This window comes from Hymenobacter cellulosilyticus, assembly GCF_022919215.1.
Classification (GTDB): Bacteria; Bacteroidota; Bacteroidia; order Cytophagales; family Hymenobacteraceae; genus Hymenobacter; species Hymenobacter cellulosilyticus.
Genome location: NZ_CP095046.1, coordinates 4,551,811 through 4,565,764 on the forward strand (window position 1 = coordinate 4,551,811; position 13,954 = coordinate 4,565,764).

Annotated in this window: 12 protein-coding genes and 2 pseudogenes; 8 read left to right on the top strand and 6 right to left on the bottom strand. The window is 60.0% G+C overall.

Going from position 1 to position 13,954, the window contains the following annotated elements; translation table 11 throughout:
• Nucleotides 1-28 precede the first annotated feature (28 nt).
• The 3 genes from MUN79_RS22430 to MUN79_RS22440 all read right to left on the bottom strand — a co-directional run bounded on the left by MUN79_RS22430 (nt 29) and on the right by MUN79_RS22440 (nt 2,278).
• Entirely contained in the window at nt 29-388 is a 360-nt protein-coding gene (locus MUN79_RS22430) for a winged helix-turn-helix domain-containing protein (RefSeq protein WP_244674764.1), read from the bottom strand.
• A gap of 149 nt (nt 389-537) precedes the next feature.
• Complete coding sequence (gene ygiD / locus MUN79_RS22435) at nt 538-1,425, bottom strand: 4,5-DOPA-extradiol-dioxygenase (protein ID WP_244674765.1); 888 nt, start codon at nt 1,423-1,425, stop codon at nt 538-540.
• Between the two features lie 274 nt (nt 1,426-1,699).
• Nucleotides 1,700-2,278, bottom strand: coding sequence for a Crp/Fnr family transcriptional regulator (locus MUN79_RS22440; protein WP_244674766.1), 579 nt, complete (start codon nt 2,276-2,278; stop codon nt 1,700-1,702).
• A gap of 237 nt (nt 2,279-2,515) precedes the next feature.
• Here MUN79_RS22440 and MUN79_RS22445 point away from each other — a divergent pair, with 237 nt between their 5' ends.
• From MUN79_RS22445 to MUN79_RS30320, 6 genes and pseudogenes are all read left to right on the top strand, one after another.
• The gene (locus MUN79_RS22445) at nt 2,516-4,537 is read left to right on the top strand and encodes a TonB-dependent receptor domain-containing protein (RefSeq protein ID WP_244674767.1); all 2,022 of its coding nucleotides are present in this window, start codon (nt 2,516-2,518) and stop codon (nt 4,535-4,537) included.
• A complete protein-coding gene (locus MUN79_RS22450; protein WP_244674768.1) occupies nt 4,528-5,019 on the top strand; it encodes a TonB-dependent receptor in 492 nt (163 codons plus the stop codon). Before MUN79_RS22445 ends, MUN79_RS22450 begins: the two co-directional genes overlap by 10 nt.
• A gap of 133 nt (nt 5,020-5,152) precedes the next feature.
• Nucleotides 5,153-5,383 (top strand): PepSY domain-containing protein, encoded by a 231-nt coding sequence (locus MUN79_RS22455; protein ID WP_244674769.1) that lies wholly within the window; start codon nt 5,153-5,155, stop codon nt 5,381-5,383.
• Nucleotides 5,380-6,423, top strand: a complete 1,044-nt coding sequence (locus tag MUN79_RS22460) for a PepSY-associated TM helix domain-containing protein (protein ID WP_244674770.1) — start codon at nt 5,380-5,382, stop codon at nt 6,421-6,423. The genes MUN79_RS22455 and MUN79_RS22460 overlap by 4 nt, the downstream gene beginning before the upstream one ends.
• Nucleotides 6,424-6,618: 195 nt before the next feature.
• Nucleotides 6,619-7,875, top strand: a complete 1,257-nt coding sequence (locus MUN79_RS22465) for a pyridoxal phosphate-dependent aminotransferase (RefSeq protein WP_244674771.1) — start codon at nt 6,619-6,621, stop codon at nt 7,873-7,875.
• Between the two features lie 84 nt (nt 7,876-7,959).
• Nucleotides 7,960-8,618 (top strand): annotated as a pseudogene (locus MUN79_RS30320) (HAD family hydrolase).
• 227 nt (nt 8,619-8,845) lie between these two features.
• Here the strand turns inward: MUN79_RS30320 and dnaB are convergent.
• Nucleotides 8,846-10,378, bottom strand: a complete 1,533-nt coding sequence (gene dnaB / locus MUN79_RS22480; RefSeq protein WP_226184689.1) for a replicative DNA helicase — start codon at nt 10,376-10,378, stop codon at nt 8,846-8,848.
• Between the two features lie 288 nt (nt 10,379-10,666).
• Here dnaB and MUN79_RS22485 point away from each other — a divergent pair.
• Nucleotides 10,667-12,051 (top strand): annotated as a pseudogene (locus MUN79_RS22485) (UDP-N-acetylmuramate--L-alanine ligase).
• A gap of 148 nt (nt 12,052-12,199) precedes the next feature.
• On the top strand, nt 12,200-12,898 hold the full coding sequence (locus MUN79_RS22490; RefSeq protein WP_244674772.1) for an alpha/beta fold hydrolase: 699 nt from the start codon (nt 12,200-12,202) through the stop codon (nt 12,896-12,898).
• Here the strand turns inward: MUN79_RS22490 and MUN79_RS22495 are convergent.
• The gene (locus MUN79_RS22495; protein ID WP_244674773.1) at nt 12,879-13,163 is read right to left on the bottom strand and encodes a hypothetical protein; all 285 of its coding nucleotides are present in this window, start codon (nt 13,161-13,163) and stop codon (nt 12,879-12,881) included. The genes MUN79_RS22490 and MUN79_RS22495 overlap by 20 nt on opposite strands.
• Nucleotides 13,164-13,358: 195 nt before the next feature.
• Entirely contained in the window at nt 13,359-13,931 is a 573-nt protein-coding gene (locus MUN79_RS22500) for a hypothetical protein (protein ID WP_244674774.1), read from the bottom strand.
• Nucleotides 13,932-13,954: the final 23 nt, after the last annotated feature.

Here is a 13,954-nt window from a genome sequence, read left to right on the forward strand (position 1 = left end):
TTTCGGCGGCCAGCCGGCAGCGGCGGGGCTACTCCACCAAACGGGCAGTTTCGGCCGCCAAAAACGCCTGAAACCGCGCCTGCAGGGCTTCAAACTCCTGAATCATCTGCAGCCCGGCTTCCGTCACCACGGCCCCGCCGCCCCGCTTGCCGCCCGTTTGGGTACTCACCAGCGGCTGGCGGGCCTGCTGGTTCATGGATCCTACCAGGTCCCAGGCCCGCTTGTAGGACATTTCCATTTCCTGAGCCGCCTTGGAAATCGAGCCCAGGCGGTGAATCTTTTCCAGCAGCTCCAGCCGCCCGATGCCCATCATCCGGTCGGTGGGGCCTTCCAGCCACAGGCGGCCGTTCAGGCGAAAGGTCAGGTCGGGGTGCAGCAGGTCTTTCATGGCGGCAATCTGGGCAAATTGCCGGTGGTGCGAAAATTTCCCAGCCCCAGAACCAGCGGCTCTATTTCCGAGCCCCAACACCACAACGCCCCGCATTCCAGCCGGGATACGGGGCGTAACAGATTAACCAGCAGGCTTTCTCAACGCTGCTAACCAGCCATAAACGTGCGCATGCTCAGGCCGCCGTAGCTGACTTCCTCGAAGGTGTGGGCGATGTTTTCGTCCGGGTCAGCCAGGCCCAGGCTGTACAGTACCGGCAGGTAGTGGTCGGTAGTAGGCACCGAGAGTTGCCCGCTGCCACCGGCCAGTTTCTGGTAGTTGACCAGGCTGGCAAAGTCGCGCTGGTCAATTTTGGCTTTCACCCACTCGTCAAACTCGGTGGCCCAGTCGTAGGGCGTCGCGTCGCCCATCATCAGCTTGGGCATGCTCTGGCGCAGGTTGTGCACGATGTTGCCGCTCCCGATAATGAGCACGCCCCGGTCGCGCAGAAACCGCAGCTGCCGGGCCAAATCGAAGTGCTGCTGCATAGACTTGGTGGCATCCAGGCTGAGCTGAAACACGGGAATGGTAGCCTCGGGAAACAGGTGGTGCAGAATGGTCCAGGTGCCGTGGTCAAGGCCCCAGTCGTGGGAGCCGTGCACGTCCTGCACGTGCTCGATGATGGACTGGGCAAAGGCCGGCGCGCCGGGGGCCGGATACTGCATGGCGAAGAGCTCCTGCGGAAAGCCGCCAAAGTCGTGAATCGTCTCGGGCTGCTCATTGAGGCCGGCAAACGTGCCGCGGGTCAGCCAGTGGGCCGATACCACCAGAATGGCGTTGGGCACTTGCCGCTGCCGGATTTCGCGGCCCAGCTGCTTCATGCGCCGGGTAAAGGCGTTGTCTTCCAGGGCGTTCATCGGGGAGCCGTGGCCCACGAAGAGTACGGGCATCCGCTCGGTTTTGGCGAAGGAAGTGGCGGTTTTATGAATGTCGTGAAGGTTCATAGCGGAGGCAAAGGGAAGCAGGGCCAGCGTTTTCAGAAAAGTGGTGCGGTGCATACTGCTTCCAGGATTACACGTCAAAATTACCGCCCCGCTTAGCCCCGCGCCTTGATGTAGGATAAGAAATGGCGCAGGACGGGTTTACCACTGGTCATTGCGAGGCGCAGCCGTGGCAATCCGTCCTCTACGAAGTGACCAACGCGCCCTCACCAGAAAGCCCTTTCTTGTTGCCGCACCTAGGGCTTATCAGGGAAGGATGCTCAGCACATTTCAGAGGACGGATTGCTTCGCCTTGCTCGCAATGACAACAAGAAGATAGACTAAGGAATAGTTAGGCGCGGGCTAGTTCCTTGCGGATGCGGCTCAGCGACTCGGGCGTAATGCCCAGGTAGGCCGCAATCAGGCGTTGGGGCAGGCGCCGGGTCAGGGAGGGGTAGGTTCGGATAAAGTCCAGGTAGCGCTCCTCGGCCGTGGCGCTGAGTGTGGCAATCAGGCGCTTCTGCATGGCCTTCATGCTGTTTTTCTGCAGGTCGTAGAACAGGGTCTGCAGGCCGGGACCCAGCTGCGGCAGCTGCTCGTAGAAGTCAGGCCCGAAAAGCAGCACCCGCGAGTCTTCCACGGCATCGATGGAAAACAGGGCCGGCTCGTGGTGAATCAGCCCGTGCTGGTCGGATATCCACCAGTTTTCGGGAGCAAACTGCAACACGTGCTCCTTGCCCTTCTTATCGACGACGAAGCTGCGCAAACAGCCCTGCACCACGAAGGCCCCGTAGCGGCTTACCTCGCCCTGCTGCACCAACACCTGCTGCCGGGGCAGCTCCCGGGGCAGCAACAGCCGGGCCAGGGCGGCAAACTGCTCGTCGGTCAGGGGCAGCTTGGCTTGCAGATACGTGCGCAGGTAGTCGAGCATACTAGTACGAGTGAAGAAGCGGCGGAAAGGCAAGTGTACGGCCGTATCGGCAAAGAAACAGCCGGCCGCCATTGCTTAAACGCTTTTGCGGAATTAGAGCCTTACGCCTGTTCCTACGGTTAAGCAGACCCTACCCAACCGGTTAAACTAGACTTATTCTAAAAAACCTCTATTTTATTTGGATGCATTCTAAACAGCCCCATCTTTGTCTTAAGTTTAATCATTCTAAATAGCGCTATGCGTCGTTCCCTACTCCTTTCGATTCTGCTACTCACCCTTCTTCTACCCGCCACAAGCTGGGCTCAGGCAGTGGGTGGCTTGATTGTCGGCAAGCTGGTAGGCACGGATGGCGCCCCTTTGGAGAACATTTCGGTGAGCCTGAAAAAGGCTGGCACCGGGGTAAATACCACTACGGATGGCAGCTTTAAGCTCAAGGCCGACGCCGGCACCCACCTGCTGCACATCAGTGGCCTGGGCTACGTAACCCAGGAAACCTCGGTGGAAGTAGTGGCCGGCAAAACCACCACCCTGCCCACCATCACCCTGCTCATCAATAAGCACGAGCTGGCCGAAGTGAAAATCATGGAGCAGCGCGGGCTGAACCAGCGCCCGGCCAGCATCAGCAAGATGCCCATTGCCCCGCTCGATTTGCCCCAGGCTGCCGTGACGGTAGACCGGCAGGTGCTGGAGCAGCAGCAGGTACTGCGCCTGAGCGACGCGCTGGCCAACGTGAGCGGCCTGTACGTGACCAGCACCACCGGCGGCACCCAGGAAGAGCTGGGCAGCCGGGGCTTTGCCTACGGCTCCAACAATACCTTTAAAAACGGCGTGCGCTTCAACAACGGCGTGATGCCCGAAGCCAGCTCCCTGGAGCGCATGGAAGTGCTGAAAGGCAGCGCCGCTATTCTCTACGGCAACGTGGCCGCCGGCGGCGTACTGAACCTGGTGACCAAGAAGCCCCAGTTTGAGCGCGGCGGCTCGGTGGGCCTGCGCGTGGGCTCCTTCGGTTTTTGGAAGCCCATTGTGGACGTGTACGGCGCCGTGGGCAACAGCGACAAAGTAGCCTTCCGCCTGAATGGCACGTTTGAAAAGGCCAACAGCTTCCGCGACAATGTGGAGTCGGACCGGGTGTATGTAAACCCCTCCCTGCTGTTTGAGCTGACGCCCAAAACGACCCTGGTGGTAGAAGGCGACTACCTGCGCGACAACCGCACGCCCGACTACGGTATCGGTGCCATTGATTACCAGATTCAGGAGTCGCGCACCCGCTTCCTGAACGTGGACGGCGCCAAAAACGCCACGAGCCAGACCAGCACCACGGCTACGCTGAGCAGCCGCCTGAACGACGCCTGGCAGATTCGCGGGGTGGCCGGCTTCCAGGGCTACACCAACGAGCAGCAGAGTGCCTCCCGCCCCGTAGCCAGCTTTGCTCCTGCTACCTACGGCGACCTGACCCGCGGCCTGCAGCGGTCCGAAACCCAGGAAAACTACTTCCTGGCCCAGCTCGACCTGACCGGTAAGTTCCGCACCGGCTTCCTAGAGCACACCCTGCTGCTGGGCGCCGATGCCGACCAGTACCAAACCACGGCCATTGCCTACACCAACCCCGATTCGAAGCTGTCCTCTAACGCGGCCATTACCGCTTTCGACATCATCAACATTCTGGACCGCAGCAAGGTAATTGCTCAGCCCAAAGAGCGTCTGGCCGGCTTCCAGGACCTGGTGCGCAACACCTACACGAAAGGCAACACGCGGCGTGCCGGCTTCTATGCCCAGGACCTGCTCAGCGTTTCGGAGAAAGTAAAGGTGCTGGCCGGCCTGCGCTGGAGCTACCAGGAAACCCCCAGCGACGTGTACTACTACAACACGTTCGTCAACCGCAACACGAAGCCGGCCCCGGTAGCCGGCACCCTGGCCGACAACCGCCGCTTCGACAACGCCTTCTCGCCCCGGCTGGGCGTGGTATTCCTGCCCGTTAAAACCACGGCCCTGTTTGCTTCCTACTCCAACTCGTTTACTCCCAACACGGGCTTCGATCTGGAAGGCAAGAGCCTGGCTCCCTCCCTTATCGACCAGTACGAAATCGGCATCAAGAACGACCTGTTCAAAGGCGCTTTGTCGGCCAACGTAACGGCCTACCGCATTGTGAACAGCAACCAGTCGCAGAGCGTACTGCCCAATGACCCGCGCTTTGCTACTTCCCGCACGCCCAGCCCCCAGGAACTGGCCGGCGAAGTAACCAGCAAGGGGTGGAAGTAGACGTACAGAGCAAGCCTATGAACGGCTGGTCGGTGATTACCGGCTACAGCTACAACAACACGGCCTACACCAACAGCAACATCTACGAAGACGGCAGCCGCCTGCGCTACAACCCGGCCCACACGGCTAATCTGAGCCTGTTCTACAACTTCAGCAGCGCCTTCGGCAACAATACCTTCCTGCGTGGCCTGAGCGCCGGTTTCACCACCTACTACGTGGGCGACAAGCTGGCCGGCCGCAACCCCCGCCTGGTAGACCCCAACACCGGCAAGCCCTGGACCACGGCTGATGCCAACAAGATGATCAGCATTCCCAACTACACGCAGTTCGATGCCTCGCTGGGTTATTCCTACGACCGGGTTTCGGTGCGGGTGAAGCTGGCCAACCTGCTCAACGAACTGAGCTACAACATGCACGACGACAACAGCGTGAACCCCATTGCGCCCCGCAACTTCTCGGCCACGGCCAGCTACCGGTTGTAAGGTGTCTTTCTAGAGTAAGTGAATAGGTAAAGTAAGCCCGGGAGGTTCCAGCTGCAACTGGCAACCTTCCGGGTTTACTGCCAATAAACCCTTTGTCCCGATCTTTGTCTCTCCGACTTGACCGACCATTTTTATGAAAATCCTGTTTCGCAACATTCACCTCTACCTGAGTCTGGCCTCGGGCCTCGTCATTGCCATCGTCTGCTTCACGGGCGGCGTGCTGGTGTTCGAGAAAGAGCTGGACCAGGCCTGGCACCCCGAGCGGTTCTTCGTGACGCCGCCCGCCAATCAGCAGCCCCTGCCCCTGGCTCAGCTGTTGGAAGGCGTGAAAGCCACCGACCCCAAGGCGAAAATCGGGGAGTGAAAGTGTATGCCGACCCAACCCGCACCGTGGAAATCAGCCTGGCTGGTGGTCCCGGTGGCCCAGGCGGTAAGCCCGAAGGCGGCCGCGAAGGCAAAGCGGAGGGCGGCAAAGCCCGCGCCGAGCAGGGCGCAGCCGCGAGCGGTGAGCATGGCGGCAAAGGCGAAAAGGGCAAGGGCGAGAAGGCTAAAGGCGGTGGCGAAGGTGGCCGCGGCCCGGTGCTCTACGTGAACCCCTACACCGGCGCGGTGCTCGACAAAGTCAACTACCGCGACACGTTCTTCTTCACCATGATGGCCCTGCACCGCGGCATGGTGGGCGGCCCCATCGGCAAGCTCATCGTGGGCGTGAGCACGCTCATGTTCCTCTTCATCATTGGCACGGGCATCGTGCTGTGGTGGCCGGCTTCGCGCAAAATCGTGAAGCAGCGCCTGACCATTAAGTGGGACGCCAGCTTCAAGCGCCTCAACCACGACTTGCACATTGTGCTGGGTTTCTACAGCGCCCTGTTTCTGTTCGTGTTTGCCTTCACCGGCCTGGCCTGGTCGTTTGAGTGGTTCAACAACGGCATCTTTGCCGTAACCAACTCCGACCCCAAAGGCCCCGAAGCACCCAAGTCGACCCTGAATCTGACCGGCGGCAAGCTCAGCTTCGACCAGGCCTACACTGCAGCCCGGCAGCAGGTGCCTCAGGCCCTGTCGTACGCTATTTCCCTGCCCAAAGACTCTACGGAAGCCGTGCGGGTGAATACGACTTCGGCCACCGCCGCCTACGAGGGCGCCACCGACGAGCTCTACCTCGACCAGTACACCGGCCAGCCCCTGGGCAAGCTCAACTTTGAGGACCGCAACCTGGGCCAGCGCGTGCGCCGCACCTTCAAGCCGGTCCATACCGGCGCCATCTTCGGCACCCCGTCGAAGATCGTAGCGGTAGTGGTGTGTTTGCTGGGCTTCACCTTCCCCATCACGGGCGTGATTATGTGGCTCAACCGCCTGCGCAAAGGCAAGAAAAAGCAGCAGAAACAAGCCGCTATAGCTGCCTAAGCCATTTAGGACTAGCTTCTTTGCCACAAGGCCCGGGCTCCGCAAGCAGTCCGGGCCTTTTGGCTTTTGGGCCCTACCCTCTTGGTGTTGGTTTTCTGTGGGAATAAGCCAAATCATCCGTTAGAAATCATAAAGGCGGCAATAAAATCCGCCGCACAAAATGCCGCGCCCCTATATTTGGCAAAAAACGACGTAATGATGGTTTCTAAAATGGCCGGCAGCCTGATTGGCTCCGAGATTATCAAGATTGGTAACGAGGTCAATGACATGATCCGCAAGGGCGAGGAAATCTGCAACCTCACCATCGGCGACTTTGACCCCAAGATTTACCCCATCCCGGAAGGCCTGCAAACCGAAATTTCGGCCGCCTACTCCGCCGGTCATACCAACTACCCGCCCGCCAACGGCATGGCCGACTTGCGCACGGCCGTGGCCCAGTTTACCACCGAGCGGCTGGGTTTGACTTACTCCGTCAACGACATTCTGGTGGCCGGTGGCTCCCGCCCACTGATCTACGCCACTTATCTGGCCCTGATTGACGCCGGCGACAAAGTCGTGTTTCCGGTGCCGAGCTGGAACAACAACCACTACTGCCACCTCTCCGGCGCCGAGCCCATCATGGTCGAAACCACGGTGAAAAACAACTTCATGCCCACCGCGGCCGAAGTAGCGCCCCACCTGAAAGGCGCCACCCTGCTGGCTCTCTGCTCCCCGCTGAACCCGACGGGCACCGTGTTTTCCAAGCAGGACCTGGAGGACATCTGCGACCTGGTTATTGCCGAAAACAAGACGCGCGCCGAGGGCGAAAAGCCCTTGTACATCATGTACGACCAGATTTACTGGATGCTAACCTTCGGTGAAACCCAGCACTACGACCCGGTAAACCTGCGCCCCGAGCTGCGCGACTACGTCATCTACATCGACGGTATTTCCAAGTGCTTTGCCGCCACCGGCGTGCGCGTGGGCTATGCTTTTGGCCCCAGCAACGTCATCGACAAGATGAAGTCGATTCTGGGTCACGTGGGAGCCTGGGCGCCCAAGGCCGAGCAGGTGGCCACCGCCAAGTACCTGCAGCAGGGCGAGGCCGTGAATGAGTTCCTGACCAGCTTCAAGGTGAAAGTGCAGCGCAGCCTCGACACGCTCTACAACGGCCTGCAGGACCTCAAAAAGCAGGGCTACCCCGTAGACGCCGTGGTGCCCCAGGGTGCCATCTACCTCACCGCCCAGATTAACGCCATCGGCAAGACCACGCCCGAGGGCAAGCTGCTGGCTACCAACAAGGACATTACCTTCTACCTGATTTCCCGGGCCCGCCTGGCCGTGGTGCCCTTCGGCGCGTTCGGTACCGACGAAACCTCAACCTGGTTCCGCATGTCGGTGGGTGGGGCTTCGCTGGAAAGCATGGAAGCTGCCCTGCCCCGCCTGCAAGAGGCCCTGGACGCGCTGCAGTAGCCAGCCGAATTTGACGTACGATTTGCTGCTAAAAGCTGGGGCAGGCCGCAAGGTTGGCCCCAGCTTTTTGCTTACCCCTCCCCTATGAAAGCCTTCCTTTTCGACCTGAACGGGACGATGATCCACGACATGGACTATCATACCAAAGCCTGGCAGTATATTTTCAACCACGAGCTGGGCGGCCACTTCAGCTGGGACGAAGTGAAGCCCCAGATGTACGGCAAAAACCAGGAAGTACTGGTGCGCATGTTTGGCCCCGACCGGTTTACCGAAGCCGAAATGGACGCGCTGGCCCGGCGCAAGGAGCAACGCTACCAGGAGGAGTTCCGGCCCACCTGGCGTTGCTGCCCGGCTTGCCAGAGTTTTTGGAACGCGCCTACCAGCAGGGAATTCCCATGGCTATTGGCTCGGCGGCCATTCCGTTCAACATTGACTTTGTGCTCGACAATCTGCACATCCGGCACTATTTCCAGGCCATTGTCAGCGCCGACGACGTGACGCTAAGCAAGCCCCACCCGGAGACGTTTCTTAAAGCCGCCGCTCAGCTAGGAGTTACGCCAGCGGATTGTATTGTCTTTGAGGATGTGCCCAAGGGAGCCGAAGCAGCCCTGAACGCGGGAATGAAAGCCGTGATTCTGACCACGACGCACCAGGGAGAGGAATTCACCCACCTGCCCAACATCCTACACTTCGCCGCCGACTTCCGGGACGAAGCAGTAAAGAGCCTCATCAACGCCTCTTAACTCGTCCGAAATACTTTCTGGAGTGTCCGAAGCCATTCCAAAGGCGTCCAAAACCGTTTCGAGGGCGTCCGAAATCAGTTCAAAGCCGTCTGAAGCCGTTTCAAGGGTGTCCGAAGCCTCTTCAGGAGCGTCCGAGACGGTACTTAGAGTGTCCGAAACGCTGGTTACGGCCCACAAAAAAGCCTCCTGCAGTACAAGGAGGCTTTTTTGTTTGGCTAAACCCAGCCTTAAAATGGCGGGTCGTCGTTGCCGAAGTTGCTTTTCGGGAAGGGTACCGGCCCCGGGCCGCCCTCATTGATCTTGCTGCCCAGCCGGATGGTATTGGGCGCAAAGCCGGGCTCGTCGTCGAAGGTGCTGGCCGGGAAGGCGCCGGTGTTGTAGTCGGCATCCATCCCGAAAGCGCCACCCCCGTCGAGGTCGGCAAACTTGGTGAACTTGCCGATAAACTTAAGCTGCACCGTTTCCAGGGAGCCGTTCCGGTGCTTGGCAATAATCACCTCGCCCGTGCCCTGGGTCGGGTTGCCCATTTCGTCCTCCGTAATCTTGTAGTATTCGGGGCGGTAGAGGAACACCACCATGTCGGCGTCCTGCTCGATAGAACCTGATTCACGAAGGTCGCTGAGCTGGGGCTTTTTGTCGCCGCCCCGGGTTTCCACCGAGCGGGAAAGCTGGGACAAAGCCAGCACCGGCACGTTCAGTTCCTTGGCAATACCCTTGAGCGCCCGCGAAATCGAGGCAATTTCCTGTTCGCGGTTGCCGGCACCCTTGCCCCCATCCGAGTTACCCGTCATTAGCTGCAGGTAGTCGATGATAATCATCTGGATGTCGTGGTGGGCCTTGAGGCGGCGGCACTTGGTGCGCAGCTCCCGGATGCTCAGGCCCGGGGTGTCGTCGATGTAAATCGGGGCCGACGACAAACCCGCAATCTTGTGGTTGAGCTGGGCCCACTCGTAGTCGGCCAGGTTGCCCTTCTTAATTTTCTCGGAGTCCAGCTCGGCCTCGGCCGAAATCAGACGATTCACGAGCTGAATCGAGGACATTTCCAGCGAGAAGATGGCCACCGCCTTCTTGTGGTCGACGGCCGCGTTGCGCATGGCCGATACTACAAAGGCGGTTTTACCCATACCCGGGCGAGCCGCAATAATCACCAGGTCAGACGGTTGCCAGCCCGAGGTAACACGGTCCAGGGCCGAGAAGCCCGAGGGTACGCCGGTAAGACCGTCCTTCTGGTTTTTCTTTTCTTCGAGCTCCTTGATGGCCTTGCCCATCAGGCTGCGCATGTCGTCGAAGTTCTTGCGGATGTTGGATTCCGAAACTTCGAACAAAGCCTGCTCGGTGCTGTCGAGCAGGTTGAAAACGTCGGTGGTGTCCTCGAAAGCGTCGCGGTGAATGGTGCTGGCAATGTTGATCAGCTCCCGCTTGATGGCGTTTTCGGTGATGATACGGGCGTGGTACTCAATGTTAGCCGCCGAGTTCACCTTGAAGGTCAGGTTGGCCACGAAGTGGGCCCCACCGCCGGCTTCGAGTTCCCCCATTTCCCGCAGCTCGTGGGTCACGGTCAGGATGTCAATCGGCTCGGACTTGTCGAACAGATTGAGGATGGCCTTAAAAATGCGGCGGTGCTTCTCGTCGTAGAAGCTCTCGGGCTTCAGAATGTCGATAACCGTAGTCAGGGCATCCTTTTCCAGCATCAGGGCACCCAAAACAGCGGCTTCCAGCTCGCGCGCCTGGGGCGGGAGCTTACCCGAGGGCGTGCCCATGGACAGCTGCGGGGGCGGCTGTTCCAGGCGGCTTTGGCCCGCGAGGCAGATTGTTTTAGGCGGTCATCCATCCGGTCGTTCATCGGTACTCAGCAAATCTAACGCAAAAGGGGCACAAAGCTACGGGCTGAAACGCACATTATCTGATGGCCCCCATCCTTTCTTTTCGGTATATTCCCCGGCCTCTGCGGTGGCGCTCCGCAATCAGGACCCGGTACAACGGCCCCGGTTTATTACCTTTGCCGCCCGGCTCTTTAAAGCCCATCCGCCCTGATTTAGTTTTACTGAATGGCATCTACGCCCACTTCTCTCCAGCGTCTGCACCTGATTGCCACCGGTGGCAGCATCATGCACAACCTGGCTCTGGCCCTGCACCGCCGTGGTGCTCAGGTCACTGGCTCCGACGACGAAATCTTTGAGCCCGCCAAAAGTCGCCTGGCTGCCGCCGGCCTGCTGCCCGCCGCGGAAGGCTGGTTTCCGGAAAAAGTAACGCCGGAGCTCGACGCCGTCATTGTGGGCATGCACGCCCGGACCGACAACCCCGAGCTGCTCCGGGCCCAGGAGCTGGGGCTGCGCATCTACTCCTTCCCGAGTTTATCTATGAAGCTTCCAAGGACAAGCAGCGCATCGTTATTGGCGGCTCCCACGGCAAAACCAGCATTACCTCGCTGATTCTGCACGTGCTGCGCTTCCACGGCCGCAAGTTCGACTACGCCGTGGGCGCCCAGCTCGAAGGCTTTGACCTCATGGTGCAGCTGTCGGAAGACGCGCCCATTATCATCATCGAGGGCGACGAGTACCTGTCTTCGCCCATCGACCGGCGGCCCAAGTTTCACCTCTACCAGCACCATATCGGGGTCATTTCGGGCATCAGCTGGGACCACATCAACGTGTTTCCGACCGAGGAAGACTACCGGGAGCAGTTCCGCATCTTCGCCGAGATGACGCCCAAGGCCGGGGTGCTGATTTACGACCGCGACGACGAGCAGGTGCAGCTCGTGACCGTGCCCACCAGCACCGACGTGAAGTACATCGGCTACGGTCCGCACGAGAACAAGGTACGTCAGGGCAAAACCGTGCTCTTGACCAAAAAGGACGAAGAAGTGCCGATTCAGGTGTTTGGCGAGCATAACCTGCGCAACATCTCGGCCGCCAAGGAGGTCTGCAAGCAGCTGGGCATCAAGGGCAAGGACTTTTACGAGGCCCTGGCCACGTTTAAAGGCGCGGCCCGCCGCCTGGAGCTGGTGCGGGAAGGCGACACGGCGGTGGTCTACAAGGACTTTGCCCACGCGCCTTCCAAGCTCAAGGCCACGGCTACGGCCTTCAAAAAGCAATTCCCCAAGCGCCTCCTGGTGGCCTGCCTGGAGCTGCACACCTTTAGCTCGCTGAACCCTGCTTTCCTACCCCAGTACGCCCACACCTTCGACGCGCCCGACGTGGCCGTGGTCTACTTCAACCCCCATGTGCTGGAACACAAGCGCCTGCCCGCCTTGCCACCCGAGGCCGTGCAAAAGGCCTTCCAGCGCCCCGATTTAAAGGTTTTCACCGACAGCAAGGCCCTGGCCGAGTTTCTGCACCAGCAAAACTGGCAGGACGCCAACCTGCTGATGATGAGCTCGGGCACCTTCGACGGGCTGGATCTGACCCAGCTGGCAACCGAAATCACGAAGTAAGCCCTCCGCTCTCCTTCGAACGTCATGTCGAGCCTAGAGTAGCTTCTCGCGTGCTAGAGTAATCTGATTACTTTGGCAGGCGGGATGTCTCCCGCTGGTCGACATGACGTTCTGTTTTTCACTACCTCTACCTACCCTCTCTCATCCCATGAAAGAAAACCTCCTGCTCCTGCACGGTGCTTTGGGCTCAGATAAGCAACTGCGCGGCCTGGCCCGCGACTTGTCGCAGTTCTACCAGGTGCATATGTTTTCCTTCAGCGGGCACGGCGGGCGGAGTTTGGAGCCGGCCGCATTCAGCATGCGGGCGTTTGCCGGGGAAGTTGTGGGGTATATCCAGGAGAAAAAGCTGCCGGCGGCGCACGTATTTGGCTATAGCATGGGCGGCTACGCAGCCTTGCTGGCCGCCGCGCAGGCCCCGGGACTTATCAAGTCGATAACGACGCTGGGCACCAAGTTCGACTGGTCGCCGGAAGCCGCTCAAGCTGAAACGAAGATGCTGGACGCGGCTAAAATCCAGGAGAAAGTACCGCAGTTTGCCGAGCAGCTCAGCCAGACCCACGCCCCTACGGAGTGGACCGCCGTGCTCGATGCCACCCGGCAGATGATGCTGGAGCTGGGCCAGGATCCGCCCCTGACGCCGGCCCTGCTTACCAAACTCGCTCTGCCAGTGCAGATTCTGGTGGGGGAACTAGATAAAACGGCCGGCGTGGATGGCTCCTCGCTTTATGCCTCCTATTTGCCGGAAGCCACGTTTGAAATCCTGATGAATACGCCCCACCCGCTGGAACGCGTAAATCCGGACGAGCTGGTGGAGCGCATCCGCCGCTTTACTGCCAGTGCGGCTTAAGGCCGCGCCACACGCGCACCAGCAGACGGCCCACGGAGTACAGAATAATACCCCAGTACGCGCCATTGAGCAGAATTACGGGCAGCGTCCAGCTGTCGGGCAGCAGGCTGACCGGAAGCGGATACGTAAGCACGAACATCAGCGCCTGCTGCCACCAGGTGGGCTGGGCTCCCCAGAGTGCCAGAAACGGCACGGCCAGCAGGCATAGCAGTGCGTGCAGCATCACGCCGTAGATTCCGCTCAGGGCTAATAGTCGGTAATTCATAGAACTCGGAACTGACTGGGACAGAGTACAATCTACACGAAAAAGGCCCGCTACGAAACGAGCGGGCCTTTTTCTTTGGGCTCATCGGGCGGTAGCGGGGGGTCGGGGGCTGGGGCACGGACTTAGGACGCCGCCGGTCGGTGGTGACCAGCAGGGCCAGGGCCGTCAGCCCCAGGCGCAGGAGCCACTTGCGGTTCATCGGCGGCGAAACAGGTTGTTGCTGTTTTCCACGACCAGGTCGCAGCGGCTGCCGCCGCTATTGTCGCCGCAGGTGGTGCCGGTAATCTGGTTTTTCTCGAAGGAAAAATAGCAGAACGAGCAGCCCACGCTGGTAATGACGTAGCGCTCGGCGTGGGAGCTGAGGTATAGGCTCTGGTCGGTGGAGGTAATGAGCGGAATGGCCATGGAGCGGAACATTCCGTCGCGCAGGCCCATACCTACCAGGTAGTAGATGGGCTTGTCCTTGGCGCTTTCCTGCACCTTACGGATCATGGTTTTGTCGACCACCGTGCCGTCGTTGAACTCCCGAATAAAGGCCGTGGCCAGCTGAGCCCGGGGCATGATGTACTCGATTTTGCCTTCGTTGAGGCGGGCCAGTTGCGTGCTGACGCCCTCGCGCTTGCGGCGGTTGGCTTCCTCCTCCGGGTCAGTAGTGGGAGAACTCACTTCGGGAAAGCCGCGCTTGGAGGTTTCGCAGGCCGATAACATCCCAAGCAGGGGTAAAATCAGCAGGGCCAGATGCAGCGCGGTACGGGGGTATAATTTCATTGAACAGGGGCCGCAGCCCAAAA

What these genes read in the sequence shown, in the direction of transcription:
- MUN79_RS22430 (WP_244674764.1), bottom strand. Translation starts at nt 388, where the DNA reads ATGAAAGACCTGCTGCACCCCGACCTGACCTTTCGCCTGAACGGCCGC.
- ygiD (WP_244674765.1), bottom strand. Translation starts at nt 1,425, where the DNA reads ATGCACCGCACCACTTTTCTGAAAACGCTGGCCCTGCTTCCCTTTGCC.
- MUN79_RS22440 (WP_244674766.1), bottom strand. Translation starts at nt 2,278, where the DNA reads ATGCTCGACTACCTGCGCACGTATCTGCAAGCCAAGCTGCCCCTGACC.
- MUN79_RS22445 (WP_244674767.1), top strand. Translation starts at nt 2,516, where the DNA reads ATGCGTCGTTCCCTACTCCTTTCGATTCTGCTACTCACCCTTCTTCTA.
- MUN79_RS22455 (WP_244674769.1), top strand. Translation starts at nt 5,153, where the DNA reads ATGAAAATCCTGTTTCGCAACATTCACCTCTACCTGAGTCTGGCCTCG.
- MUN79_RS22465 (WP_244674771.1), top strand. Translation starts at nt 6,619, where the DNA reads ATGATGGTTTCTAAAATGGCCGGCAGCCTGATTGGCTCCGAGATTATC.
- dnaB (WP_226184689.1), bottom strand. Translation starts at nt 10,378, where the DNA reads ATGGGCACGCCCTCGGGTAAGCTCCCGCCCCAGGCGCGCGAGCTGGAA.
- MUN79_RS22490 (WP_244674772.1), top strand. Translation starts at nt 12,200, where the DNA reads ATGAAAGAAAACCTCCTGCTCCTGCACGGTGCTTTGGGCTCAGATAAG.
- MUN79_RS22495 (WP_244674773.1), bottom strand. Translation starts at nt 13,163, where the DNA reads ATGAATTACCGACTATTAGCCCTGAGCGGAATCTACGGCGTGATGCTG.
- MUN79_RS22500 (WP_244674774.1), bottom strand. Translation starts at nt 13,931, where the DNA reads ATGAAATTATACCCCCGTACCGCGCTGCATCTGGCCCTGCTGATTTTA.